Annotated in this window: 22 protein-coding genes; 6 read left to right on the forward strand and 16 right to left on the reverse strand. The window is 67.7% G+C overall.

Features of this window, described 5'->3' with window-relative positions; genetic code table 11:
• Nucleotides 1-168: 168 nt before the first annotated feature.
• Complete coding sequence (locus tag ACU0DV_RS04290) at nucleotides 169-462, reverse strand: hypothetical protein (protein WP_283982322.1); 294 nt, start codon at nucleotides 460-462, stop codon at nucleotides 169-171.
• 135 nt (nucleotides 463-597) lie between these two features.
• Between ACU0DV_RS04290 and ACU0DV_RS04295 the strand changes: the two genes are divergently transcribed.
• Nucleotides 598-1,614, forward strand: a complete 1,017-nt coding sequence (locus ACU0DV_RS04295; RefSeq protein ID WP_446242472.1) for a hypothetical protein — start codon at nucleotides 598-600, stop codon at nucleotides 1,612-1,614.
• A 95-nt stretch (nucleotides 1,615-1,709) separates the two neighbouring features.
• Here the strand turns inward: ACU0DV_RS04295 and ACU0DV_RS04300 are convergent, their stop codons facing one another.
• The 6 genes from ACU0DV_RS04300 to ACU0DV_RS04325 all read right to left on the reverse strand — a co-directional run bounded on the left by ACU0DV_RS04300 (nucleotide 1,710) and on the right by ACU0DV_RS04325 (nucleotide 7,763).
• Nucleotides 1,710-3,032: an SPOR domain-containing protein gene (locus ACU0DV_RS04300; protein ID WP_446242473.1), complete on the reverse strand. Its 1,323-nt coding sequence runs from the start codon at nucleotides 3,030-3,032 to the stop codon at nucleotides 1,710-1,712.
• 178 nt (nucleotides 3,033-3,210) lie between these two features.
• On the reverse strand, nucleotides 3,211-3,843 hold the full coding sequence (gene upp / locus ACU0DV_RS04305) for a uracil phosphoribosyltransferase (RefSeq protein ID WP_100927885.1): 633 nt from the start codon (nucleotides 3,841-3,843) through the stop codon (nucleotides 3,211-3,213).
• Nucleotides 3,840-4,811 (reverse strand): adenosine deaminase, encoded by a 972-nt coding sequence (locus ACU0DV_RS04310; protein ID WP_100930850.1) that lies wholly within the window; start codon nucleotides 4,809-4,811, stop codon nucleotides 3,840-3,842. Before ACU0DV_RS04310 ends, upp begins: the two co-directional genes overlap by 4 nt.
• A 50-nt stretch (nucleotides 4,812-4,861) precedes the next feature.
• Entirely contained in the window at nucleotides 4,862-6,073 is a 1,212-nt protein-coding gene (locus tag ACU0DV_RS04315) for a phosphopentomutase (RefSeq protein ID WP_446242474.1), read from the reverse strand.
• Nucleotides 6,070-7,362, reverse strand: a complete 1,293-nt coding sequence (locus tag ACU0DV_RS04320; RefSeq protein WP_446242475.1) for a thymidine phosphorylase — start codon at nucleotides 7,360-7,362, stop codon at nucleotides 6,070-6,072. The genes ACU0DV_RS04315 and ACU0DV_RS04320 overlap by 4 nt, the downstream gene beginning before the upstream one ends.
• Complete coding sequence (locus tag ACU0DV_RS04325) at nucleotides 7,359-7,763, reverse strand: cytidine deaminase (protein ID WP_100927888.1); 405 nt, start codon at nucleotides 7,761-7,763, stop codon at nucleotides 7,359-7,361. Before ACU0DV_RS04325 ends, ACU0DV_RS04320 begins: the two co-directional genes overlap by 4 nt.
• A 192-nt stretch (nucleotides 7,764-7,955) precedes the next feature.
• On the opposite strand from ACU0DV_RS04325, the gene ACU0DV_RS04330 reads away from it, so the two are divergent.
• Nucleotides 7,956-10,247 carry an NADP-dependent malic enzyme gene (locus ACU0DV_RS04330; RefSeq protein WP_446242476.1) on the forward strand — a complete coding sequence of 764 codons (2,292 nt, stop codon included), beginning with the start codon at nucleotides 7,956-7,958 and terminating at the stop codon, nucleotides 10,245-10,247.
• A 136-nt stretch (nucleotides 10,248-10,383) separates the two neighbouring features.
• Nucleotides 10,384-10,815 (forward strand): hypothetical protein, encoded by a 432-nt coding sequence (locus ACU0DV_RS04335; protein WP_157814928.1) that lies wholly within the window; start codon nucleotides 10,384-10,386, stop codon nucleotides 10,813-10,815.
• An 18-nt stretch (nucleotides 10,816-10,833) separates the two neighbouring features.
• On the opposite strand, the gene ACU0DV_RS04340 is transcribed toward ACU0DV_RS04335, so the two are convergent.
• Complete coding sequence (locus ACU0DV_RS04340) at nucleotides 10,834-11,742, reverse strand: hypothetical protein (protein WP_446242477.1); 909 nt, start codon at nucleotides 11,740-11,742, stop codon at nucleotides 10,834-10,836.
• A gap of 294 nt (nucleotides 11,743-12,036) precedes the next feature.
• Here ACU0DV_RS04340 and prpE point away from each other — a divergent pair, with 294 nt between their 5' ends.
• Nucleotides 12,037-13,926 carry a propionate-CoA ligase PrpE gene (prpE, locus tag ACU0DV_RS04345; RefSeq protein ID WP_446242478.1) on the forward strand — a complete coding sequence of 630 codons (1,890 nt, stop codon included), beginning with the start codon at nucleotides 12,037-12,039 and terminating at the stop codon, nucleotides 13,924-13,926.
• A gap of 52 nt (nucleotides 13,927-13,978) precedes the next feature.
• On the opposite strand, the gene nhaA is transcribed toward prpE, so the two are convergent.
• From nhaA to ACU0DV_RS04365, 4 genes are all read right to left on the reverse strand, one after another.
• Nucleotides 13,979-15,778, reverse strand: coding sequence for a Na+/H+ antiporter NhaA (gene nhaA, locus ACU0DV_RS04350; RefSeq protein ID WP_446242479.1), 1,800 nt, complete (start codon nucleotides 15,776-15,778; stop codon nucleotides 13,979-13,981).
• Nucleotides 15,779-15,980: 202 nt separating this feature from the next.
• Complete coding sequence (locus tag ACU0DV_RS04355) at nucleotides 15,981-16,613, reverse strand: Hint domain-containing protein (RefSeq protein WP_446269995.1); 633 nt, start codon at nucleotides 16,611-16,613, stop codon at nucleotides 15,981-15,983.
• Between the two features lie 147 nt (nucleotides 16,614-16,760).
• Complete coding sequence (locus ACU0DV_RS04360) at nucleotides 16,761-17,609, reverse strand: 2-keto-4-pentenoate hydratase (protein WP_446242481.1); 849 nt, start codon at nucleotides 17,607-17,609, stop codon at nucleotides 16,761-16,763.
• Nucleotides 17,610-17,874: 265 nt separating this feature from the next.
• Nucleotides 17,875-18,636 (reverse strand): NAD kinase, encoded by a 762-nt coding sequence (locus tag ACU0DV_RS04365; protein ID WP_100927895.1) that lies wholly within the window; start codon nucleotides 18,634-18,636, stop codon nucleotides 17,875-17,877.
• Between the two features lie 194 nt (nucleotides 18,637-18,830).
• Here ACU0DV_RS04365 and glyA point away from each other — a divergent pair, with 194 nt between their 5' ends.
• Nucleotides 18,831-20,126, forward strand: coding sequence for a serine hydroxymethyltransferase (gene glyA / locus ACU0DV_RS04370; protein ID WP_283982312.1), 1,296 nt, complete (start codon nucleotides 18,831-18,833; stop codon nucleotides 20,124-20,126).
• Nucleotides 20,127-20,383: 257 nt separating this feature from the next.
• Here glyA and ACU0DV_RS04375 read toward each other — a convergent pair whose 3' ends face one another.
• From ACU0DV_RS04375 to ACU0DV_RS04385, 3 genes are all read right to left on the reverse strand, one after another.
• Nucleotides 20,384-20,902: a hypothetical protein gene (locus ACU0DV_RS04375; protein WP_100927897.1), complete on the reverse strand. Its 519-nt coding sequence runs from the start codon at nucleotides 20,900-20,902 to the stop codon at nucleotides 20,384-20,386.
• 492 nt (nucleotides 20,903-21,394) lie between these two features.
• The gene (locus tag ACU0DV_RS04380) at nucleotides 21,395-22,297 is read right to left on the reverse strand and encodes a DMT family transporter (RefSeq protein WP_446242482.1); all 903 of its coding nucleotides are present in this window, start codon (nucleotides 22,295-22,297) and stop codon (nucleotides 21,395-21,397) included.
• Between the two features lie 40 nt (nucleotides 22,298-22,337).
• Nucleotides 22,338-23,258, reverse strand: a complete 921-nt coding sequence (locus ACU0DV_RS04385) for a fatty acid desaturase (protein WP_100927899.1) — start codon at nucleotides 23,256-23,258, stop codon at nucleotides 22,338-22,340.
• 272 nt (nucleotides 23,259-23,530) lie between these two features.
• Between ACU0DV_RS04385 and ACU0DV_RS04390 the strand changes: the two genes are divergently transcribed.
• The gene (locus ACU0DV_RS04390) at nucleotides 23,531-24,394 is read left to right on the forward strand and encodes a helix-turn-helix domain-containing protein (RefSeq protein WP_446242483.1); all 864 of its coding nucleotides are present in this window, start codon (nucleotides 23,531-23,533) and stop codon (nucleotides 24,392-24,394) included.
• 254 nt (nucleotides 24,395-24,648) lie between these two features.
• Here ACU0DV_RS04390 and ACU0DV_RS04395 read toward each other — a convergent pair whose 3' ends face one another.
• Nucleotides 24,649-25,695 (reverse strand): aldo/keto reductase, encoded by a 1,047-nt coding sequence (locus tag ACU0DV_RS04395; protein ID WP_446242484.1) that lies wholly within the window; start codon nucleotides 25,693-25,695, stop codon nucleotides 24,649-24,651.
• Between the last annotated feature and the right edge of the window lie 118 nt (nucleotides 25,696-25,813).

The raw sequence follows: 25,813 nt of genomic DNA on the forward strand, positions 1-25,813 counted from the left end.
CGCCGACCCGCGCGCTCCTTGCTGTTGCCGAAGGCGTGAGGACTGACGTTGCAGCAGGTATTTGGACCAAGATGAAGGGGCGGCGTCGTGCTTTCGGTGCTGGGGGCGCTGCGGGACGTAGGGTGGGCGTTCCCGGGCACGGGCCGGGGTTGGCCACCATGGCGTGCCTCAGGTCTCGAGGACGCTGTCCACCTCGGCCCATCCGCCGCCACGCCGGGCCAGATCGACCACCTTCACGACCTGCGTCTCCCGGGTTTCCCAGTACCACGGATCGTTGAGGACGTGTTCCGGCAGCTTGTCCTTCACGAAGGCCGGGCGGCGCTGCCGAACGATTTCGACCCGGTGGCGGTTGCTGATCGGCGGGGCGTTTCCCGACAGGAACTGCGCCCGCAGTTCCGCCTCGCGCGCCTTCAGGCGCCGCATTTGTGCGCGCAGCTGCGCCAGCTCGTCCACAGGGTGCATGGCCTGACCTCCGTTTCGGTCAGCTTGGCGCCGGCGCGGTTAAACCCGGGTTAAGCGCGGCCTTTCTCTCCAGATTGCACCTCTTGTGTGCACCGTGCTATCGTCCGCCGAAGCGAGAGGCAGAGCAGCGCCCGCATGACAGCACTGAAGCAATTCCAGAGGCTCGAGGCCACCGGGCTGTGGCGCCCGGACCCGGACGCACAGCGGCGCGAGGTGATCGTTTCGCTTGGCGATGCGACCCTCACCATGAGCTCGACCTCCGGCGACATTCTCGCCCATTGGTCGCTGGGTGCCGTGACGCGGGCCAACGGCACGCAGGTGCCTGCCATATACCATCCCGACAGCGACCCGGACGAGACGCTTGAACTGGCGGCGGACGAGACCGACATGATCGCCGGACTGGACCGCGTGCTGCGTGCCATCGACCGGCGGCGCCCGCGCCCCGGCAAGCTGCGCTTCTACCTGACCGGCGCCTTCTTCGTGGCGCTGGCCGCCGGGGCGATCTTCTGGCTGCCCGATGCCCTCGAACGCTATGCCACGACGGTCGTGCCCCCGGTCAAACGGGCAGAGATCGGCGCCAACCTTCTGACCCATATCACCCGCCTGACGGGACAGCCGTGCAACACGCCCGACGCGCGCGAACCGCTCAAGCGGTTCTCGCAGCGCATCCAGTCGTCGGGCAGCGTGGTGATCGTGCCGGGCGGCGGGTTCACCAGCACTCATCTGCCGGGCGGCATCGTGCTCCTGCACCGCCGCGTGGTGGAAGACCACGAGGATCCGGACGTGGCCGCGGGCTTTGCACTGGTCGAGGCCGCCCGCGCCCGTGCCAGCGACCCGCTGGCCGAACTGCTCGACTGGGCGGGGCTGGCGGCGTCGCTGAAGTTGCTGACCACGGGCAGCCTGCCGGATTCAGCCCTTTCGGACTACGCCGAGTACATCATGACCCGCCCCGTAAGGACCCCGGATGCCGCGCGGTTGCTGCCCGCCTTCGCCGAAGCCGAACTGCGCAGCACGCCCTACGCCTACGCCATCGACATCACCGGCGAGTCCACGCTGGCCCTGATCGAGGCGGACCCGATGCGCACCACCGGCAGCCGCACCGTCCTTTCGGATGCCGATTGGGTCAGGTTGCAGGGCATCTGCGGCTCCTGAAACTCCATCCCGGAAAAGCGAGAGGCCCGGGCACCCCCATGCCCGGGCCTCTCTGAAGCCGTCCGTTCCGAACGGGCTTGTGTCTCAGGTCCGGCTCAGCGGACGTAGGCCTGCGTGTAGCCGCTGCGGTGCACCGCAGCGAGCGCAGCCTTGACGGCAACATCGGTGCCGTAGGGACCGACGCGCAGCCGCTGCACGGACTGGCCGCGGTGCGTGACGTTGGCCGCCTGCACCGGGAACCCTGCTGCCGCCAGCCGGGCAGAGGCCGCAGCCGCCTTGTCGCTGGTGGTGAAGACGCCGATTTCCACGAAGCCGCCGCCGGATGCGCCCGCGTTGCCCCGCGTGGACAGGGCGTCGGTGCGGTACGGTGCCTGCGCCGCGTAGGCGATCTGCACGTCGACCGGCGGATAGGTCTGGTTCGCGACGTAGGCGATGTCCGGTGCCTTCACTTCATGCCGGTAGCGCGTGGTCCAGAGGTTCTTCGGGAACGGCTGGCGCTTGTTCGCCTGAGAGATCAGGCGGCGCGGCACCTGGTTGGACCAGATCTGCTGGGTCGCCTGATGACCCGCCACCGTCTGGATCGCGCGGTAGGGGTTCAGCCGGTCGTCTTCCCAGGCCGGCTTGTACCCCGCCGGGATCGAGGCGATCTGCGTGTCGCGGCTTTCGTACACATGGCGCGGGACGATACGCGTATCGGGCGCCAGCGAGGACCCCTGCCACGAATTGCGGTTGTAATAGACGTTCTTGCCAGCGGTCGGCGCTTCGCCGCGGCGGATCTCGGTCACATGCGGCGCGCTCTGCGGCCCGCAACGGACAGAAACCGTCCGGTTGCCGACACGGCGCGTCGTCTTGCCGGCAAGGCAGGCTTCGCGCGCCGGAACCACGACCCGCGTCCTGGCCGGCGCGACGGTGCGGACCGTCGTCGTCGGCACGGGGCGCACGATGCGCGGCGGCTCCGCCGTGACCGGCTTCGACGCGGGTGCCATGACCACGCGCGGTGCAGGTGCGTAATTCGGCACGGTCGCCGTCGTGCTGCGCACCACCCTGCGCGGTGCGGTTGCGACCGGCGCAGGCGCTGCCGCCACGGGTGCGGCCGCCGGCGGGGTGTCCACCGTGATCTGCACCGGAGGCGGTGCACCCGGCGTGCGGACCGTTGCCGCAGCCGTCACATTGCCGCCCATGGTCGGTGTCTGTCCGCAGATCGGTTTGCGCTGCCGCGTGACGCGGGGCACCCATGTGACGTTGCCGTCAAAACCCGCGCGTACGAATACGCAGCCGTCATTGTCCACGAATTGCTTGCCCGTGTAGCTGGCAGGCGGAAAGTTCGCCGGGATCTGGCCCTGCGCGCTGGCAGTCTGCGCAAAGCCCGCAAAATTGGACACAATAATGGCGTAGACCGCCAGTTTCTTTAACGTCATGTCTGCCCCCACAGATGTGACTCGCACAATGCAATCTCAGCTTTGACCTGTAAAGCTTTGAGAACATTGCTTTCGCTAAATTTCCACTGGACTCCTGTGGATAAACAAGCGGTTGTGGCCGCTTGTCGCAGAATCGCCTTATTTTGGGGGCTGTAACAAGGTTCAGCTTGGAAACGGACTATTTCGTCCCGAACATCCGGTCACCCGCGTCGCCCAGTCCGGGAACGATATAGCCCTTCTCGTTCAACCTCTGATCGAGCGCGGCGGTCACGACAGGCACGTCAGGATGCGCTTCCTGCATCCGCGCCACACCTTCCGGCGCCGCCAGAAGGCACAGGAAGCGAATCTCCTTCGCGCCCGCGGCCTTCACCAGGTCGACCGCAGCGGCAGAGGAATTGCCCGTCGCCAGCATCGGGTCGACGAGAATGGTCACCCGATCCTCCATGTTGGCGGGCAGCTTGTTGTAATACTGGACCGGCTGCAGCGTTTCCTCGTCGCGGTAGAGGCCGATGAAGCCCACCCGTGCCGCCGGGATCAACTCCAGAATACCGTCGAGCAGACCGTTGCCCGCCCGCAGGATCGACACCAGCGCCAGCTTCTTTCCCTCGATCATCGGCGCGTCCATCTCGCACAGCGGCGTCTCGATACGCACGTTGGTGAGGGGCAGATCGCGCGTGACCTCGTAGGCCAGGAGGTGGCTGATTTCCCGCAGGAGCTGGCGGAAGGACGCGGTGGAGGTGTCCTTGTTGCGCATGATCGACAGCTTGTGCTGCACCAGCGGGTGATCGACGACGGTCAGGTGTTGGGTCATTTCGGCTCCAGTCTTTTCAGGACCGCGTCACGCGTGGCCGCATCGCAGAAGGCGGCGTCGAGCGCGGTCCGGTTCAGCTCCTCGAACACCTCTTCGTCCCAATGGAAGGTCTTCGCAAGGTCTTCGAACTCCCGGCGCATCGTGGTGTGGAAGAATGGCGGATCATCGGTCGAAACCGTGACCTTCACGCCCGCATCGCGCAGTTTCGCGATCGGATGCGCGGCGAGCGAGGGGAACACCCCGAGGAAGACGTTGGAGCCCGGGCAGACCTCCAGCACGATCTCGCGCTCGGCCAGCATGTCCACCAAGGCGCGGTCGCCCCAGGCGCGGACGCCGTGGCCGATGCGTTCGACGCCCAGGTCCTCGACCGCCTCGCGCACCTCCTGCGGGCCGTTCCATTCGCCGGCGTGGCTGGTCAGGCGCAGCCCCGCCTCCCGCGCGCAGTCGAAGGCCCAGGCGAAGTCGCGCTGCTTGCCCTTCTTTTCGTCCCCGGCCAGACCGAAGCCGGTCAGCCAGTCGCCCGCCGTCTCGGCCGCGCAAAGCGCCGTCTGCCGGGCCTTGTCGGGACCGAAATGACGGATTGCCGTGACGATACCGCGCAGCGTGATGCCCAGGTCGCGCTCCGCCGCCTCCGCGGTTTCCCGGATCGCCAAAAGGTAGTCCTTCCACGCCGACACGTCGCCGCCACCGCAGAAGTCGGGGCTCAGGAAGGTCTCCGAATAGACCACGCCCTTGGCGGCGCTTTCCTCCAGCACCGCGCGGCAGAGGCGAGCGAAGTCCTCGGGCGTCTTCAGGACCGAGGTCGCGGCCTCGTAGACCTCGAGGAAGTGCCAGAAGTCGCGGTAGTCGTAGGAGCCGTCCGGCCGGAAGACCCGGCTCAGGTCGACCTTCTTTTCCTTCGCAAGCCCGCGGATGAACGACGGCGGCGCCGCGCCCTCGAAATGCAGGTGCAGCTCGACCTTCGGCATCTTCCCGATGCGGTCGAGGGTCTCCTCGTCCGCGCGCCAATCCGGATCTTTCACAGGAAACTCCTTCCCGGCCCCTGTGAAGGGACCCCAAGATGTGCCGCGATGCTGGCCGCGACATCGGCAAATCCCACCTGTCCGATCTCGCCCATGCCGCGCCCGGCGATCAGAACCGGCACCCGCTCGCGCGTGTGGTCGGTGCCGGTCCAGGTCGGATCGTTGCCGTGGTCGGCGGTGATGACCAGCAGGTCGCCGTCCCGCAGTTTCGGCAGGAGCCGCCCAATGCCCGCATCGAACCATTCGAGGTGCCGCGCATAGCCCGACACGTTGCGGCGGTGGCCGTAGAGCGAGTCGAACTCGACGAAGTTGGCGAAGGTGAACGACCCGTCGGGCATCGTCTCGACCGCGGCGTGCAAGTGCTCCATCAGCGTGTTGTCCGCCCCCTTGGCCACGGTCTCGATCCCGGTCATGGAGAAGATGTCGCCGATCTTGCCGATGGCATGGACCGCACGGCCCGCGTCCTGCACCCAGTTGGTCAGCACCGGCCGGGGCGGCAGAATGGCATAGTCGTGGCGGTTGGTGGTGCGCGTGTAGTTCCCCGCCTCGCCCACAAAGGGCCGCGCGATCACCCGCCCCACCTTCATGTCGTGCAGGATGGGGGCCAGCCGTTCGCAAAGGTCGTACAGCCGGTCGAGGCCGAAGTGCGCCTCGTGCGCGGCGATCTGGAACACGCTGTCGGCGGAGGTGTAGCAGATGGGCCGTCCCGTGCGGACGTGCTCATCCCCGAAGCGCTCGATCATCACCGTGCCGGAGCCGTGGCAGTTCGCGAGGATGCCGTCGGTCCCGGCGATCTCGCAGACTTTCGCGGTCAGGTCGTCGGGGAAGGCCGGCACGGTGTCGGGGAAGTAGGTCCAGTCCCACGGCACCGGCAGACCGGCCAACTCCCAATGGCCGGAGGGCGTGTCCTTGCCTTGCGAGACCTCGGTCGCCGCGCCCCATGTCCCGACCGGCGGGGTGGCCCGAAGGCCCACCCTACCCCCGCCGCTTGCGAGATCGGCGGCATGGAACAGACCGAGCCCCGCAAGCACGGGCAGCGAGAGCGGGCCGCTCCGCCCGTCTTCGGCCTCGCCGCGCGCGCAGGCGTCGAAGATATGGCCGAGCGTGTCGGCGCCGGTGTCCGGCACACCGTTGTTGAAGAACTCCGCCGCGTCCGGCGCGCCGCCGATGCCCACGGAATCCATCACCACGAGGAAGGCGCGGGTCATGCCACCCGCTCCAGCACCGCGTCGCGCGGCTTGGGCGCGTCGCCGTAAACGATGGCCGCGCGCACGGCTGCCGCGGCACGGTCGGCCTGCCCTTCGCGGGCGGCGTGCACGCGGGCCAGCGGTTGCCCCTTCTCGACCCGCTGCCCCAAGCGGACAACCTCGGTCAGGCCCACCGCCGGGTTGACCTCGTCCGTCTCCACCCGGCGTCCGCCGCCGAGGTCGACCACCGTCAGGCCGAGCGCCTCGCCGTCGATGGCGGCAACGATCCCGCTTTCGCGCGCCGTGACCTCCTGAATCACCGGGGCTTCCGGCAGGAAGCGGCGCCAGTCCTCGACGAAACTGAGCGGCCCGCCGAGCGCATAGACCATCTGGCCGAACCGCTCTGCCGCGGCACCGCTGTCGAGCGATGCCTCCAGCCGTGTCGTGCCGTCCTGCACACCCGCCGTCGCCAGCAGCTCTGCCCCGAGCGCCACGGACAGCTCGCGCAGCGGCCCCTTCCGGGCGCCGGTCAGCACCTCCATGCTGATATCGACCTCCAGCGCGTTGCCGAGCGAGGGCACGAGCGGCTGCGACATGTCGGTGAGCAGCGCCGTGGTGGGGCACCCGGCAGCGTTCGCCGTGCCGACCAGCGCCTGCGCCAGCGCGCGCGCCTCCTCCGGCGTTTTCATGAACGCGCCGGAGCCGCACTTCACATCCAGCACCAGCGCCTGTAACCCCGCCGCCAGCTTCTTCGACAGGATCGAGGCGGTGATGAGGTCGAGGCTCTCGACCGTGCCCGACACGTCGCGGATGGCGTATAGGCGCTTGTCGGCCGGTGCGATGTCCGCGCTGGCCGAGACGATGGCGCAGCCCACCTCGGCCACGATGGCGCGCAGGCGGTCCTCATCAGGTGACACCGAATAGCCGGGGATCGCCTCCAGCTTGTCGAGCGTGCCGCCCGTGTGGCCCAGCCCCCGGCCCGAGATCATCGGCACGTAGACGCCGCAGCACGCCAGCATCGGCGCCAGCACCAGCGACACGCAATCGCCCACGCCGCCGGTCGAATGCTTGTCGACCACCGGACCCGGCAGGTCCCAGTCCAGCACGCGCCCCGAATCCCGCATGGCCAGCGTCAGCGCGACCCGGCCCGCCTCCGAAAGGCCGCGCAGGCAGATACCCATGGCAAAGGCCCCGCCCTGTGCCGCGCTCACCGTGCCATCGGCCAGCCCCTGCGCGAACCACGCGAGGTCGCGGGCAGAGGGCTCCTCTCCCCGCCTCAAATGGGCGATGACGGCGCGCGCGTCGCTCATGCCTCCCCGCCTGCCTTGTCCATGTGCGTGTTGGTGAAGGCGCCCGGCAGCAGGTCGGCCACCGTGGTCACGAACTCCTGCCCGTCGACCGTCGCCAGCGTGACCTTCACCCCGCCCTTCGCGAATTCCATCAACTTCTGGCGGCAGCCGCCGCAGGGCGGCACCGGGTGCGGGCTGTCGGCGATCACGTAGGCCTCGACGATCTCGGTCTCGCCCGCGGCGACCATCGCGGCAATCGCCCCGGCCTCGGCGCAGGTGCCTTCGGGATAGGCCACGTTCTCCACGTTGCAGCCGACGTGCACGGCGCCGGAGGGCGTCTTCAGCGCGGCGCCCACCTTGAAATGCGAATAGGGCACATAGGCATTTTCACGCACGCTGCGCGCGGCATCGGCCAGAGACATGACGGTCCTCTCATTGGTCAGGTCCGGCCATGTTTCCCCTGTGCCCCGCCATTTGCAACCCTTCTCTGCGCGTCACCCGGGGACCGTGAAAAGCCTTGTCGGAAAGGGTCCGAGGCTGTATCGCCCTGCCACAAGACCCATCGCGCGAGACATTGGTTTAACGCTGAACCAATATTGAGAGGAGGCCGTCCGATGAGCGATTCAAAGCACGACACCGCCAAGGAGACCCTGCGCGACGCGGCTCTGTTCTACCATGAGAACCCCAAACCCGGGAAACTCGAGATCCGTGCGACGAAACCGCTGGCCAACGGGCGCGACCTCTCACGCGCGTATTCGCCCGGCGTCGCCGAGGCCTGCCTCGAGATCAAGGCCGATCCGGCCAACGCCGCCCGCTACACCACGCGCGGCAACCTCGTGGCGGTGGTATCGAACGGAACGGCGGTCCTGGGTCTGGGCAACATCGGTGCGCTGGCGTCAAAGCCGGTGATGGAAGGCAAGGCCGTCCTCTTCAAGAAGTTCGCCAACATCGACTGCTTCGACATCGAGGTGAACGAACCCGACCCCGAGAAGCTGGCCGACATCGTCTGCGCGCTCGAACCGACCTTCGGCGCCATCAACCTCGAGGACATCAAGGCGCCGGACTGCTTCATCGTCGAGAGGATCTGCCGCGAGCGGATGAACATCCCCGTCTTCCATGACGACCAGCACGGCACGGCCATCGTCGTCGGCGCGGCGGCCACCAACGCGCTGCACGTCGCGGGCAAGGCCTTCGAGGACATCAAGGTCGTTTCCACCGGCGGCGGCGCGGCGGGCATCGCCTGCCTGAACATGCTGCTGAAGCTGGGCGTCAAGCGCGAGAACGTATGGCTCTGCGACATTCACGGGCTGGTCTACGAGGGCCGGGCCGAGGACATGAACCCGCAGAAGGCGGAGTTCGCCCAGCCCTCAGACCTGCGCGCGCTTGACGACGTGATCGACGGCGCGGACCTGTTCCTCGGGCTCTCCGGCCCCGGCGTGCTGAAGCCGGAGCACGTTGCGCGGATGTCGGACAAGCCGATCATCTTCGCCCTTGCCAACCCGACGCCCGAGATCATGCCCGACCTCGCCCGCGAGGCAAAACCAGACGCGATCATCGCCACCGGCCGCAGCGACTTCCCCAACCAGGTGAACAACGTGCTGTGCTTCCCGTTCATATTCCGGGGGGCGCTGGACGTGGGCGCCACGACGATCAACGACGAGATGGAGATCGCCTGCGTCGAGGGTATCGCCGCCCTCGCCCGCGCCACCACCAGCGCCGAGGCCGCCGCCGCCTACCGGGGCGAACAGCTGACCTTCGGCGCCGACTACCTGATCCCCAAACCCTTCGACCCGCGCCTGTCCGGCGTCGTGTCGACCGCGGTGGCCAAGGCCGCGATGGAATCCGGCGTGGCGACGCGCCCGATGGACGACATCCACGCCTACAAGCGGCGCCTCGATGCGTCGGTCTACAAGTCGGCCCTGCTGATGCGCCCGGTGTTCGAGGCCGCGCTGACCGCCTCCCGCCGGATCGTCTTTGCAGAGGGCGAGGACGAGCGCGTGCTGCGCGCCGCGCAGGCGATCATGGAAGAGACGACCGAGACGCCGATCCTCATCGGGCGGCCCGAGGTCATGCAGGCCCGCTGCGAACGCTACGGCCTGAAGATCCGGCCCGATCAGGACTTCCACGTCGTGAACCCGGAAAACGATCCGCGCTACCGCGACTACTGGGAGACCTATCACCAGATCATGTCGCGGCGCGGCGTGACGCCCGACCTCGCCCGCGCGATCATGCGCACCAACACCACCGCCATCGCGGCGATCATGGTGCACCGCGACGAGGCGGACTCGATGATATGCGGCACCTTCGGCGAATACAGCTGGCACCTGAACTACATCCGGCAGGTCCTGGGCAACAAGCACCTGCATCCGCAGGGCGCGCTCTCGCTGATGATTCTCGAGGACGGGCCGCTGTTCATCGCTGACACCCACGTCCATCCGATACCGACCCCGGATCAGCTTGCCCTTTCGGCCATCGGGGCCGCGCGCCACGTCCGCCGCTTTGGTCTGAAACCGAACATCGCCCTTTGTTCGCAGTCGTCCTTCGGCAACCAGACCGAGGGCTCCGGCCCTCGCCTGCGCGAGGCGCTGGAGATTCTCGACGCCCGCGAATGCGACTTCTGCTACGAGGGCGAGATGAACGTCGATGCCGCGCTCGACCCCGAGTTGCGCGACCGCCTGCTGCCCGGGAACCGGATGCAGGGCAGCGCCAACGTGCTGGTCTTCGGACAGGCCGACGCCGCCTCTGCCGTGCGCAACATCCTCAAGATGAAGGCCGGTGCGCTCGAGGTCGGGCCGATCCTGATGGGCATGGGCAACCGCGCGCATATCGTGACACCCGCGATCACGCCCCGCGGCCTTCTGAACATGGCCGCGATTGCCGGAACCCCGGTGCAGCACTACAGCTGAAGACCCCCTGCGGGAACACGCAACGGTTGACCCCAAGGCAGCCCGGAGTATGCTGTCGTCGTTTCTTTTCGTGTTTCCACAGGGCCGTCTTGCCATGTACGACCTGCTGAAGTTACTTCCCGCGGTGGTTGACGCCGTGACTGACAATTGGAAGCTGTCCGCTCTGATCGTCGCCTGCATGTTCGTCCTGATTTACCTGCTGTTCCGGGACAACACGCCCATCGTTCAGGTCGGTGTCTTTCTGGTCTTCGTGGCGGCCTCGCTCACCGTCCTGATCATCGTCGCCGCCCCCGAACAAAGCAAGGCGACGACCGGCGACCGGGTGGACCTGACCCGCGGCGCTTTCATCTGCGGCACGGTGAACGTCGCCCGAACGCAGGACAAATGGCTGGCCGTGCGCCACTCGCACACCACCGACAGCGCCATGAAGGAAAAGCTCTTCGACGGGCAACTGGTCTATGCATACGACCTGGACGGCAACTGGCTGAAGGTCAGGGCGGACAAGGCAGGCATCCTGATCGACGGCTGGATCTACGCCGCCTACGTCACCCAGCACCCCTGCTCCTGACCCGGCAACGTTCCGGGATCATTCCACGGGCGCCATCTCTCCGTCCCGCAGCGACCAGACCTGTTCACAGGGTCCCGCGCCGACGCGCCCGCACAGCGACCCCGAGAAGGTGAAGCGCAGGCTGCCCGGTGCCTCGGCGGCAATGCCCTGCGCGGTGTTCAGGAAGACGCGCAGGAATTGCCCGTCCTCCTGCGCCTGCCAGACCGACCGCAGGCACCCCGCCGGTCCGCAGACCAGATCCTCGGCCGCGGAACAGGACAGCGCGCCGTGGTTCAGCGCCAGGTCCGCCGCCCCTGCACCGTCGAGATCGATGGGCGTGGCATAGCCCGCGCCGACCGTGACCTCTCCGCCAAGGACGGCGCAGGCTTCGCGCATGTCGGCCAGCACCTTTGCGCCCGGATCGGCCTCGGTGCGGGCCGCCCTTTCCTGCGCCGCGAAGTCGGGCATCGGGCAGACCTCTTCCAGCGTCTCGATGGTGGTGCGCGACCCGGTCAGCGGAAAGCGCCAGACCGCCGGCGGCGCGTCGTAGGCTTCCCAGTAGCGCAGTTCCATCCGGGCGCCCGCCTTCAGCCGTTCGAGCCCGGGCAGGTGCGCCTCTTCCAGCGGGGCTTCGAAGGTGCCCAGCCCGATGGTGTGGAACCTCAGGGGCGCCAGCACGCGCGGCCCGGCAAAGATCTGCACGTCGACCTCCGAACGCGCCAGCAGGTCGGCGGCGCCCTCGGCGCTCATCCCGAAGGCCAGTGCGCTGCCTGCGTTGCACGACAGCCCGAAGCACAGCCGTTCACCCGACCGCTCCCCCGTGCCCTCCGCACAGACAAAACCCGCGTGCCGTCCCTCTTCCGGTCCTGCCTGGTACGTCCAGTCCGCCTGCGCCCCGCCTGCCGCATGGGCCAGCGCCAGAGCCACCACCGCCACCCGCGTGGCCAAACCTGTCTTCGCTGCTCTCATGACCGGAGGAGGCCACGGGCCGCGCGCCCGGTCAAGCGTCCGGCCGACCGACTCAGCAACTTTGCACCCCCCGCCCCAAGATTTGCAAACTCAGGAAATCTTCGCAGGAAACCTGTCTGTTTTCCGCGGATTTGCAAATATTTGCAGGGTCAAACACGCGAGAATCGCAAAGTCTCTGCGGTAATCTGTCCTGACCGACGCCAACAGTCTTGCCTGAAAGGCCGCCTCCCGCCTAAGCCGCTATGCAAGAGGGAGACCCGAGAGGAGGACACCATGGGCTACAACGAGGTTTACCAGGGTTGGAAAGCCGACCCGGAGGCATTCTGGATGGAGGCCGCAGAGGCCATCGACTGGACGCAGAAGCCTTCCAAGGCCCTCTTCGACAAGGGCGACAACCTGTACGAATGGTTCGCGGACGGCATGGTCAACACCTGCTGGAACGCGGTGGACCGGCACGTCGAGCAGGGCCGCGGCGAACAGACCGCAATCATCTACGACAGCCCGATCACCCACACCAAGCGGGAGATCTCCTACGTCGAGCTGCGCAACCGTGTCGCCATGCTGGCCGGCGCGCTGCGCGCCAAGGGGATCGAGAAGGGCGACCGCGTCATCATCTACATGCCGATGATCCCCGAGGCGCTGGAGGCGATGCTGGCCTGTGCGCGCCTCGGCGCGATCCACTCCGTGGTGTTCGGCGGCTTCGCTGCGCACGAACTGGCCGTCCGCATCGACGACGCGCAACCCAAGGCGATCATCGCCGCCTCCTGCGGGATGGAACCCGGCTGTGTCGTGCACTACAAACCGCTACTGGATTCCGCCATCGACCAGGCGAAGCACAAGCCCGACTTCTGCGTGATCTTCCAGCGCGAGCAGGAAGTGGCGGCGCTGGTCGAAGGGCGCGACTACAACTGGCACGGCTTCCAGTACGGCGTGCAGCCCGCCGAATGCGTCCCGGTGGAGGGCAACCACCCGGCCTATATCCTCTACACCTCCGGCACCACCGGCCAGCCGAAGGGCGTCGTGCGCCACACCGGCGGCCACCTCGTGGCGCTGAACTGGTCGATGAAGAACCTCTACAACGTCGATCCCGGCGACGTGTTCTGGGCCGCCTCGGACGTGGGCTGGGTCGTGGGCCACAGCTACATCTGCTACGGCCCCCTGATCCACGGCAACACCACCATCGTCTTCGAGGGCAAGCCGGTAGGTACCCCCGACGCGGGCACCTTCTGGCGCGTCATCTCCGAGCACAAGGTCAAGAGCTTCTTCACCGCGCCCACCGCTTTCCGCGCGGTGAAGCGCGAGGATCCGAAGGGCGAATACGTCGGCAAGTACGACCTCTCCGGCCTGCGCGCCGTGTACCTTGCGGGCGAACGCGCCGATCCGGCCACCATCGAATGGGCGCAGGAGCAGCTGAAGGTCCCGGTGATCGACCACTGGTGGCAGACCGAAACCGGCTGGTGCATCGCGGGCAACCCGCTGGGCATCGAGGAACTGCCGACGAAGCTCGGCTCTCCCGCCGTGCCGATGCCGGGGTACGAGATTCACATCCTCGACGAGGCCGGGCACCCGATGCCCAAGGGCGAACTGGGCGCCATCGCGGTGAAGCTGCCGCTGCCCCCGGGCACGCTGCCGACGCTCTGGAACGCCGAACCGCGGTTCCGCAAGGCCTATCTCGACCACTTCCCGGGATATTACGAGACCGGCGACGCGGGCATGATCGACGACGACGGCTATGTCTACATCATGGCGCGCACCGATGACGTCATCAACGTCGCGGGCCACCGCCTGTCCACCGGCGGCATGGAAGAGGTCCTCGCCAGCCATCCGGACGTGGCCGAATGCGCGGTGATCGGCGTGACCGACGATCTCAAGGGGCAGTTGCCGCTGGGCTTCCTGTGCCTGTCGTCCGGTGTGAACCGCCCGCACGAGGAAATCGTGAAGGAATGCGTGAAGCTGGTGCGCGACCAGATCGGCCCGGTGGCGGCGTTCAAGCTGGCCTGCGTGGTCGACCGCCTGCCCAAGACCCGCTCCGGCAAGATCCTCCGCGCGACGATGGTCAAGATCGCCGACAACGAAGAGTTCAAGACGCCCGCCACCATCGACGATCCCGCCATCCTCGACGAGATCAGGGAAGCGCTGCAGACCCTCGGCTACGCTAGGTAACGCGGCGCATCCACAGCGTTCCCCAAAGGCCCGGCCACGCGCCGGGCCTTTCTCATTCCGCCTTGCCGCCGATCTTCGGCGCGAACCAAAGGATCAGCGACCCGGTGATCGCCGCCGCGGTCGAGGTGATCAGCACCGCCAGCTTCACGCTTTCGAGTTGCCCGCCCTCGAAGGCGGCAGAGCTGATGAAGATCGACATGGTGAAGCCGACCCCCGCGAGGAAGCCCGCGCCGACCATCTGTGTCCAGCTGATCTCCGACGACAGTCGGGCGATGCCCAGCTTCGTCGCCAGCCAGACGATGCCCACGATCCCCAGCGGTTTGCCGATGTAGAGCCCCAGCATCACCCCAAGGCTTTCCGGCGCAAAGGGAGAGAAGCTCGACCCGATGATGAGCAGCCCGGTGTTGAAGAAGGCAAAGAGCGGCAGGATGATGAAGTTCGAATAGGCCTCCAGCGCCTCCTGCAGGTGAAAGCCCGGTTCGCGCAGCCGGTCGACCGCGTTCTGCAGCCGCCGCACGGCGGAGTCGTTCATGTTCTCCGTGTCTTCCTCGCCGTCGACGATGGCCACGGCCTGCATGGCGACGCTGCGCCCGTCCGCCGGCCGACGCGACGGCAGGACCGCCGCGGTGATCACGCCCGCCAGCGTCGCGTGCAGCCCGCTTTCGTGGATGAAGTACCACAGCACCACGCCCAGCAGCATGTAGGGCATCCGGTTGTAGACCCGCCCCACCGCAAGCACCGCCATCACGCCCGTGACGCCGCAAGCGATCAGGAACTGCGTCAGGTGGAACCCCTCGCCATAGAAGACCGCGATGACGAGGATCGCGCCCAGGTCGTCGGCAATCGCCAGCGCCGAGACGAACACCTTCAGCGAGGTCGGCACCTTGTTCCCCAGAAGCGCCATGATCCCCAGCGTGAAGGCGATGTCGGTCGCCATGGGCACGCCCCAGCCATGCGCCGCCTCGCCGCCGAAGTTGACCGCCGTATACAGAAGCGCGGGCACGATCATCCCGCCGAGCGCGCCGATGATCGGCATGATCGCCCTGTCACGGTCGCTGAGTTCGCCAAAGACAAACTCCCGCTTGATCTCGATGCCCACAAGCAGGAAGAACAGCGCCATCAGACCGTCGTTGACCCACATCTCCAGCGGCAGGGCAAAGCTCCGCTCGCCGAACATCAGGGTGAAGTCTGTCTCGCGCAGCTCCTCGTAGGCGTCGTGCCAGCCGATGTTGGCCACCACCAGCGCCGCCAGCGTGGCGAGGATCAGCACTAGGCCCGCCGAGGCCGCCCAGTGGAAGAAGTCGTTGCCCGCCAGCGACAGGCGCACGCCCAGCGGCTGCTCGATGGCCTCGATCAGCGCGGTCTCGTCCCACGCCCCTTCGTAGAAGCGTCCGTCGATGAAGATCAGCGGCATGTGCAGGTCGGAGGTGTCGCCAAGCGAATCGCGGTCGGCCTCCAGCTTGGCGTCGGCCTCCGCCATGTCCTCCCGGAACCGCTTCATATCGAGGTCGAGGTCGCGTGCCAGTTCCTCCACCGTTTCGACGGAGTAGTCCGGCGGCGCATCGAACAGCGCGCGGTGCATGTCGGAGAACCGGTCCTGCCGGTGCGCGGCGACGGCGGCCCGCGCAGCGATGGCTGCACCGTCCTCGTCGTTGTGCGGAATGATGAACCGGACGGCGACCGAAGCCCCGTCACGCCCGAACCGGGCGGGCGACCGTCTCAGGATGTCGCGTATCCGGCGTGTGTGCGGACAGGTGTAATCGACGTACCAGGTGATCTCGACACGGCCACCGGCCTCGCCCAGAAGAATGTCGTTCTCCGCATCGAACGGGCGGGAGAGTTGGTGCACCATGCGCAGCCCTCAAGTAGTCCCGGGCCACGCGGCCCCATCGCTGCGCAACATGGCACCATTTCCGCGACGAGCAAGCCCCGTTCCCCTGCGACACAGATACCCGCGAAAAGGTGCGCGTCTTTGCCCTGGCTGCGGGCAAAGGCGGGTCAGCGCCATGCAGGCCAGGGCGCGCGATGCAACGCCCCTGCCCGCCGCGCAGGTGTCAGCCGGACGCCTTGTGGCGAAGGTCGGTACCGCGTTCCGCGACGACAAGCGGCGCGCCGCGGGCCATCGACCGCTCCACCACACGCTCCGCCTTGCGCATGCTCAGCACGGGCCACCCCGGTTCCGCCTGCCCCACCGCCGCCACCAGCGCCTCGCGCTGCACGGGGTTCATCTCCTGCAAAGCCAGCGGTTCGGGCAGCGCCGTCTCCACCGCGACCCCCTCTGCCAGCAGAAGGACGTGGCGCGCGCAGGCGATGTGGACATAGTCGAGACCGGGCAGCGAGGGCATCTGCCGCACCGCGGGCAGCGCGGTGAGCGACAGTGCGGGCACCAACGCCTCCCCCCCTCTGGCCGCCCGGGCGACCAGCGGCGACCGCACCAGCACCCTGTGCTGCGGAGAGACCATGACGGCCCGCTCCGGCACGCCGGGGCCCAATGCGTCCTTGCCGATCCGCACCGGGCGTTTGCGCGCATTGCCCATCTGCTCGGCCCATGTGACCCGCGTCAGGCCGACCCAGAGCACAGGCTCCGCCCGCTCGTCGTGGGTCAGCACGAGGTCGCCCTGAACGATCGTCTCAACCGGCCGCACGCCGCCCGGCGTCGCGACGCCGCATCCTGCCACGAAACACATGTTGCCCCCTATGTGTATCCGTCCGCCGCAGGGCACACCGATCCGGCCGCCGCGCAGGGGAGTCGCTGGCACTATCCATGCTCCGGGTAAATCAGGGGTTCATGGCCGGGCAGCTTTTTCGCGGCCCGACCTCCGACCGCGCGCCAGTCACTCCGTGAAGGTGACGGAGACCTGCGGATCGCCCGGCAGGCCGGCGTAGCTGACCGTCGCCTTCCCCAGCGCCTTGGCCGGGGGCAGGAGCGGCCCGATGGAGCCCACGGATACGAGGTCGCCCGCGTTCATCGCGTAGCCCTTGGACATCAGCCACAGCACCGAGTTCACCGGGTTGCCCAGCACTGACGCACCCGGCGCCTCGGCCATCACGGTGCCCTCCGCGTCCGTGACGGTCACCTGCATGGCGGCCAGCGCCTCCAGCATCGCGGCGGGGTCCTCGACCGGGATCGGTGTCCCCAGCACCCCCAGTCGCGGCGCCACGCCGTTGGCGGTCAGGGTGATCCCGTTGATCGGCTCCCCTTCCTTGAAGACAAGGTCGGGCAGCTCGATGAAGGGCTGCACCGCCGAGATATGGGCCATCGCCTCTTCCGGCGTGGTGGCATCGTTGATCGCGTCGTCGCCGATGACGAGGATCAGGTCCGCCTCGAACAGCGGCCGCGCGCCGAAGGAAAGTGGCACGGAGGCGCCGTCTTCCAGCAGCATGTCGGCATAGAGCACGCCCGCCACCGGCTCAGTTACGCCGAACCGCTCCTGCGCGGGTCCCGAGGTCAAGCCGGCCTTGTAGCCCACGATCTCGCCCATTTCCGGCACCAGCGCCTCGATCAGCTTGTCCTGCGTGCAGCGGGCGTCCTCCATCGACCCGTCCGGGACGAGGGCCGCTGCCGGCACTTTCGCCATGTAATCCTTGACGTAGGCTGCAATCGCCTCGTCCGTGGCGCAGTCCGCGCCCGCCTGCCCCGCGACCACGGCCAATGCCAGCGCCAGCGCATGTGTTCTCTTCATCGACATACCTCCCGTTCGGCCCGCGCCCCGACTCGGCAGGGTATGCGGGCTGGCGGCAGGCTATCAGCTTTCACGGGATTGCGAGAAATTTCGCTCACGCATTGGGCAGGGCCATGGGCCCCGGTGCGTTCCGATCCGTCATGCCCGCCCCTTCCGACCGAGGGTCAGAGCGTCGCTCACCGGGAGGCGCGGTCGTCGGGTCGGCGGGCGGGCGCCTTGGCGTCAGCAAACAGTGCCGCCCGACGGCCCGCGCCCCGCTCCTGCCTCAGACGAACTGCTCCTGGATCAGCCGTTCCTCCAGCCCGTGGCCCGGGTCGAACAGCACCCGGTGGACCACGCCCGGCTCCGACCGGATGTGCACCTGCACCACGTTGCGCACGGCGACGCTGTCGGCCTCAGCCATGACCGGGCGCTTCTCGGCCTCCAGCACGTCGAAGGTGACCTCCGCCGCCTTCGGCAGCAGAGCCCCGCGCCAGCGCCTTGGCCGGAAAGCCGCCACGGCCGTCAGCGCCAGCACGTCCGCGCCGATGGGCAGGATCGGCCCGTGGGCGGAATAGTTGTAGGCCGTCGACCCCGCGGGCGTCGCCAGCAGCGCACCGTCGCAGACCAGTTCCGGCAGGCGCACCTTGCCGTCCACGCTGATCTTCAGCTTCGCCGCCTGCGGCCCGGCGCGCAGCAGCGACACCTCGTTGATCGCCAGCCCCATGTGCCGCGTGCCGTCGGCGCAATGAGCGCGCATGCCCAGCGGGTTGATCACCGCCTCTTCCGCCGCGGTCAGCCGTTCGACCAGCCCGTGCTCGGAATACTCGTTCATCAGGAAACCCACGGTGCCGCGGTTCATGCCGTAGACCGGCGCGGCGATTTCCTGCGTGCGGTGCATGGTGTGCAGCATGAACCCGTCGCCGCCAAGCGCCACGATCACGTCCGCGCCCTGCTCTGCGTGGCAGCCATAGCGCCGCGTCAGCGCGGCCAGGGCCGCCTGCGCGATGGGCGCGCGGGATGCGCAGAAGGCGATGCGTAGCGTCATGTGGCGTCCGGTCTCCGTTCCGGGACGACGTTTCCGGAACGCCCCCCTTGGCGCGGATGGAAGCACAAGTTGCCGTGGGGGACCAGAGATGCCGCAAGAATATTACACTAAGTCGTTTTGCCGTATTTGACCCGGTCCGGCTTTCCTTTAAGACGCCCGCAACGCACGCCCACCCCTCAACAGGAGACACGGCCATGAACGCCCCCCACCGCGACGACGGTTTCTTCACCGAAGACCTCTCCTCCCGCGATCCCGAGCTCTTTGCCTCGATCACCGGCGAACTCGGCCGCCAGCGCGACGAGATCGAGCTGATCGCGTCCGAGAACATCGTGTCCCGTGCCGTCATGCAGGCGCAGGGCTCGGTGATGACCAACAAGTACGCCGAGGGCTACCCGGGCCGCCGCTACTACGGCGGATGCCAGTGGGTCGACGTGGCCGAGGAACTGGCCATCGAGCGCGCCAAGCAGCTGTTCTCCTGCGAATTCGCCAACGTCCAGCCGAACTCCGGTTCGCAGGCCAACCAGGGCGTGTTCCAGGCGCTGATCAAGCCGGGCGACACCATCCTCGGCATGTCGCTCGACGCGGGAGGCCACCTGACCCACGGCGCAAAGCCCAACCAGTCGGGCAAGTGGTTCAACGCCATCCAGTACGGCGTGCGCCAGCAGGACAACCGCCTCGACTACGATCAGGTGGAGGCGCTGGCCAAGGAACACCAGCCGAAGATCATCGTGGCCGGCGGTTCTGCCATCCCGCGCCAGATCGACTTCGCGAAGATGCGTGAGATCGCCGACATGGTCGGCGCCTACCTGCACGTGGACATGGCGCACTTCGCAGGCCTCGTGGCCGCGGGCGAGCACCCGAGCCCGTTCCCGCACGCCCATGTCGCGACGACCACCACGCACAAGACCCTGCGCGGCCCGCGCGGCGGCATGATCCTGACGAACGACGAGGACATCGCCAAGAAGGTCAACTCCGCGATCTTCCCGGGCATCCAGGGCGGTCCGCTGATGCACGTCATCGCCGCCAAGGCCGTGGCCTTCGGCGAGGCGCTGCGCCCCGAGTTCAAGACCTACGCCAAGAACGTCATCGCCAACGCGCAGGCGCTGTCGGACCAGCTCATCAAGGGCGGCCTCGACACCGTGACCCACGGCACCGACACCCACGTCGTGCTGGTGGACCTGCGTCCCAAGGGCGTGAAGGGCAACGCCACCGAGAAGGCGCTCGGTCGGGCCCACATCACCTGCAACAAGAACGGCGTGCCGTTCGATCCGGAAAAGCCGACGATCACCTCCGGCATCCGTCTGGGTTCCCCGGCGGGCACCACGCGCGGCTTCATGGAGGCCGAGTTCCGCCAGATCGCCGACTGGATCATCGAGGTGGTCGACGGGCTGGCCGCCAACGGTGAGGACGGCAACGGCGAGGTCGAGGATAAGGTGAAGGCCGAGGTCGCTGCCCTCTGCGCCAAGTTCCCGATCTACCCGACGCTCTGACGCCGGATCGTCACGACATGCGGTAAGGGCCGGTCGAAAGCGACCGGCCCTTCTTCTTTTTCTGCTGCCCGTCTGCCCGACAGGACCCTGCCCGCCCCTGCGCCTGACAGGCCTCGGTCGAGTTAATCCGGCCTCGTGCGGTCCTGCTTGTCGTGGCCAAAGCCTTCGCCGTTTGGCGACCCTTGCAAAAATGTGCCCCTGTCGATCCGATTCCAAGCGGGGAGGGAACCTCGCCGGCGCGTCGACAGGGGCGCCTGTCAAAGCCCCGCGTGAGGAGGGGCGTCGACAAGATCGGCGCGGGCGGCGCCATTGCCGCCCGCGAACAGTCCGCAGTCATCGGCCAGAACTGCCAGCGCGCGCAGGAAACCGGAGTGATCGTTTCCTTCGCACAACAGCATCGCATGTCCCGCCGCCGCGACCTCGTTGCCGCGCACCACGGCCCTCATGGTGGTCAGGAACATCCGCTCATGGTCGCTGACGAAGGCCGAACAGCGCGGACAGCGCGCCGAGTTGAAGCGGAACACCGATACGCGTGCCTGCCGCATCGACTGAACCGCGGACAACACCGCCATCGCGGCGCGCGGCCCCCGCTCGGGACCGAAACACGCCAAGGCGTCGGAGGCGGCCTGCAACCAGCCGTGCTCCGCCGGGTCCGAGAACGCCCCGAAGTAGTGACGCGCAATGTTGAGGACGATGAATTCCGCGGGCTTCAGCCCCAGCGCCCCGATGGGCGTACCGCGCTTTGCATCGAAGCATCGCTGACTTCCGGTTTCCATGACCGCACCTCCAGACCTGAACACGGAGCCTGTTGCGGCTCCTTTCCGGACCTGGCGGACAGCGTCGTCTGGCTGGGTCGATCAATTCCTATAAAAACACTCGGATATGTGCAAGCCCGAAAATCAGCCCTCGTGTGCGGCGCGGCCCGGACGCGGATCGGAGGTGTCTGCCGCGCCCGGCAAGCCCCATACGACGCGCGAGGTCCGGACCACCGGCATTGCGCTCAACGGGGTCATCACCCGGCCGGGCACGGCGATTTGACACGATGCCCGCAGCCCGGCCTCCGGCTGGAACCTGGATCAGATGGGCGCGCTGCACACCGCCCTGGGCGGCACTCATGTCCAGGATTACAAATAGACGGGTGCCGCGAAGACCAAGCATGCGGGGTCCGGGTGGGGGCGCATTTTACCGGCTTGGGTGCGCGTGGGACGCGGCCGGGGCTCTGCCCCGGACCCCGAGGTATTGTTGCCAAGATGAAGGAGGGGCGCCGGTCAGGCGACCAGCGCGAGCGTCACGACCGAGACGGTGAGGACGGCGATGCCCAGCAGTTCGCGGGTGCTGACCTTTTCGCGGAACCACAGTACGCTGGCGGCGAGGCTCAGGATCAGTTCCACCTGCCCCACCGCATAGACGTAGGCGGCGGTCTGCAGGGTGAAGGCGGTGAACCAGCTGAGCGATCCCGCCGCCGAGGTCACCCCAAGCCAGGCGGCGGTCCCGCGCGCCTGCCAGACGCGGGCAATCTCACCCGGTTCGCGCCAGGCCAGCCAGGCGGCCATGATCAGCGCCTGCCCGGTGGTCACCCAGACCAGCGCCACGGCGGCGCGCAGGATCGGGTCTTCGCTCGCCACCGACAGCGTCGCGGCGCGGTAGCCGACCCCCGCCACGGCAAAGAACAGCCCCGATCCCAGACCGTAGAGCACCGCCGGGCTGCGGAGCTGCCGCAGGAGGTTGCCCTCGATCTCCGGCGTGCCCGACAGCAGCAGCACGCCCATGAGCCCCACGCAGATCCCCAGCCAGCCCGCGAGGGACAGCGCCTCGCCCAGTACGACCAGACCGAGGAGCGCGGTCAGGATGACCTCCGTCTTCTTCAGGGTGATGCCGACCGCGAAGTTGCGGGTCCGGAAGGTCATCACCACGAAGACGGTGGCGAGGATCTGCCCCAGCCCGCCGAACAGCGCCCATCCCCAGAAGGCGGGCATGATCTGCGGCAGCGCCTGCCCGCGTGTCCAGAGCACCAGCCCCAGCACCACCAGCCCGGCGGGGCTCGCATAGGCGAAACGGGCGAAGGTGCTGCCGACGGCGCTCAGCCGTCCGCCGGCCAGCACCTTCTGCAGCATGAATCGCACGGTCTGAAAGGTTGCCGCGGAAAGGGTGGCGAGGATCCACAAGTCCATGCGCGACCAATGCCCCGTTCGCCGGGCGCCGTCCAGAGCCTCAGCGCGGCCAGAGCGGGTGCGGCACCGGATCCTTGGCGCGCCAGAAGTAGCGGCGGAAGACCTCGGCGTAGGAGGCATAGCGGTAGCCGGCGTTCCGGCTCAGGTAGCGCTGGCGGTTCTCACGGTAGAGGCGCGGCAGCCGGTACCACGGGACCATGGCGTGCATGTGGTGCACGACATGCAGGTTGTTGTTGAGGAACAGCAGCGCGAGCGGCCCCCTGTCCTCGATCACCACGGTGCGGCCGCGCGCGTCCTCGTGGGCGCGATGTTCGAGGAAGGTCCGGATCTTCAGGATCGCCAGCGCGCCGTAGACCGACAGCCCGAAGGCCCACCACGGCATCTGGCCGGCCACGCCCATCCAGATCAGGACGACCGCGACGGCCGGCACATGCAGCAGCCAGCCCAGCCAGACGCGCCGGTCGCCGCGCCGCAACGCCGCGAGGTCGGAGGTGAAGAAGGCGACGGTCCCCAGCAGCGGTCCGATCGTCAGCCGTCCCGCAAGGGTGTTGTTCCAGCGCAGCACCCGGCGGACCACGGCAGGCAGTCGCGCCCAGACCTTCGGGTCGAGGTAATTGCTTTCGGGATCGTCGTAGGGATCGGTCAGGATCGAATCGCGATGATGCGCCAGGTGGGTGTCCTTGAAGCGCAGGTAGGGCACGACCAGCGTCAGCGCCGGAAAGACCAGCGCGCCGTTCAGGACGCGGGACCGGAAAGGATGTCCGTGCAGCATCTCATGCGTCAGCGAGGAATGCAGCGCCGTGGTCGCCGTGACCAGCGCCATGCCCAGCGGCAGCCAGACCTCGGCAGCGGCCGTGGTGCCGAGCGCCCAAAGCCCGTAACAGACCGCAAGAAGGCCGAGCGTCGGCCATTCGACACCACGAAACCGGTCCGCGAGGCGCGGGATGAGGCCCTCAGGCATGAGACCTCCGGCAGATATGGTCAGATTGTTGGACAGGGCACGCCGGACATGCCGCGGCGGTTGCGGGGGCCAGTGCTTGGCGTGATCGGGCAGTGGAAACGCCCCCGCGCTCGGCTCTGAACGGCTCCCGGACCTTCAACCGACCCATATATCTCGCCCGCTTGCCCATCCTGCCCCCGACTGTTTCTGTCAGCAGCGGTAACGCGGACGCGCGCATCCGGCCATTCTGAGTATGGTTCACAAATTTCCCGTTCAGTGATATTTGTCACGCCATGCAGCAGATTCTCGACAAACGCGCCCGTGCCGCCCTGCTCCGCTCCCGGCTGATACGCGCCATGGAGAGGGCCGAGACCAACCAGACCGCGCTGGCCCGCGCGATCGGCGTCGACCGCTCGACGATTTCACAACTCCTGAAGGATGAAGGCGCCCGCCTGCCCAACGCCCACCTCGTCGGCAGCTGCGCGCAGGCGCTCGGGGTCTCGGCGGACTGGCTCCTGGGGCTGTCGGAGCGGCCCGAACGCGCCGCCGACCTGCTGGCCACCTCGCTGACGATGACCGAGGCCCCCCGCGCGCTGGTCGACGAACAGATCTTTGCGTGGCACCGCGAGGCGGAGGGCTACAAGATCCGCTACGTGCCCCCGGCCCTGCCCGACATGCTCAAGACCCGGGCACTGCTCAACTGGGAATACACGCCGCACCTGGGCCGTACGACCGAACAGGCGATCAACGCCTCCACCGACCGGCTGAACTGGATGCGCGCCTCGCATTCCGACTACGAGATCGCTCTTCCCATGTCGGAGATCGAGGCCTTCGCCGGGGCCACGGGGTATTACGCCGGGCTGGCGCCAGGCCTGAGACGGGCACAACTCGACCTGATGATCGACCTGACGGAGGCGCTCTACCCGCGGCTGCGGGTGACGCTCTACGATGCCCGGCGCCTCTATTCCGCGCCGCTGACGGTGTTCGGCCCGCTGCTGGCGGTCCTCTACCTTGGCCGCAACTACCTCGCCTTCCGCGACAGCGACCGGATCGCGGTCTTCACCGCGCATTTCGACCACCTCGTGAAGGAGGCGGAAATCACGGCGCGGGACATCCCGGACCACCTCCGCCGCCTGCGCGACGGGATCGCTGGCTGACCATCGCCGCACGCTCGCCAGACCAGATGCCCAGCCAGTCAAATCCAACTTGCAGGCAAGACCTCAGGCGCTCCGCTGGCCCGACACGACGGCCGTTCAGGTATTTTTGCCAAGATGAAGGCAAAGTCGCGCGCAGGCTTTCATCTTGGTCCAAATACCTGACCGGGACCTCTTCACCATTTCCGCGCGCGGAGGTCCGCGCCGGGGGTGGCGGGGCGGGGTGGGCGGGCGGGAGCCCCGCCACCCCCGGTGCGTCAGAACGGCATCGGATGGGCCCGGTGGGTCTCGTCGAGCGCCTGCAGCACGTCTTCGCCCAGGTCGAGATCCATGGCGGGCAGCAGGCTTTCCAGTTGCGCCAGTGTCGTGGCGCCGAAGATCGAGGAGGTCACGAAGGGCCGACGCGCCGACCAGGCCAGCGCCATGCGCGCCGGATCGAGCCCGAAGCGCCGCGCGACCTCGAGATAGGCGTCCACCGCCGTGAAGACCCGGTCGCCGGTGCGGCCGCCCATCGTCTCGTTGAGCGACATGCGCGATCCCTCGGGAACCCGGCCGTCCTGGTACTTGCCGGTCAGGAACCCGGCGCCCAGCGGCGAGAACGGCAGTAGGCCCACGTCCTCGTAGGCCATCAGTTCCGCCAGGTCCGTGTCCGCCAGCCGGCAGAGCAGCGAATATTCGTTCTGGACAGAGACCACCTTCGGCCCGCCGATCCGCGCCGCCGTATCCAGCCACATCTGCGTGCCCCAGGCGCTTTCGTTCGACAGGCCGAAGGCGCGGATGGTGCCGCGGTCCACCTCGGCCTGCAACGCGCCCAGGCAGTCCTCCATGTCCTGCACGACCTGCTCCCTCGTCCAGCCGGACTGCGACGGGTCGTACTGCCAGTTCTTGCGGAACATGTAGCTGCCGCGGTTGGGCCAGTGGAACTGGTAGAGGTCGACGTAATCCGTTTTCAGCCGTTTCAGCGAGCCTTCCAGCGTCTGCCGGATCGACTTCGACGAGATCGGCGCCCCGTCGCGCGCGAGGCTGCCCTCGCCCGAGTGCTTGGTGGCGAGGATCCAGTCGCCGCGCCGCCCGGTCTTTTCGAACCATTCGCCGATCACCGCCTCCGTCAGGCCCACCGTTTCCTTGCGGACCGGGTTCACCGGGTACATTTCCGCCGTGTCCATGAAGTTGATGCCGGCATCCAGCGCGCAGTCGATCTGGGCGTGGGCCTCCTCCTTCGGGGTCTGGTTGCCGTAGGTCATCGTGCCGAGGCAAAGCTCGCTCACCATCAGGCCGGAACGGCCCAGCGGGTTCATCTTCATCGCGTCTGTCCTGCAATCGTCGTGGTTGCGCGCAGGATGCCCGCCCCGCCGGGGGAAGACAAGGCGGCCGCGAGGGCCCGAGAACAGCTTGAGAACAAAATGCGAACACTGTAGACTG

The organism is Sagittula sp. (assembly GCF_052825245.1).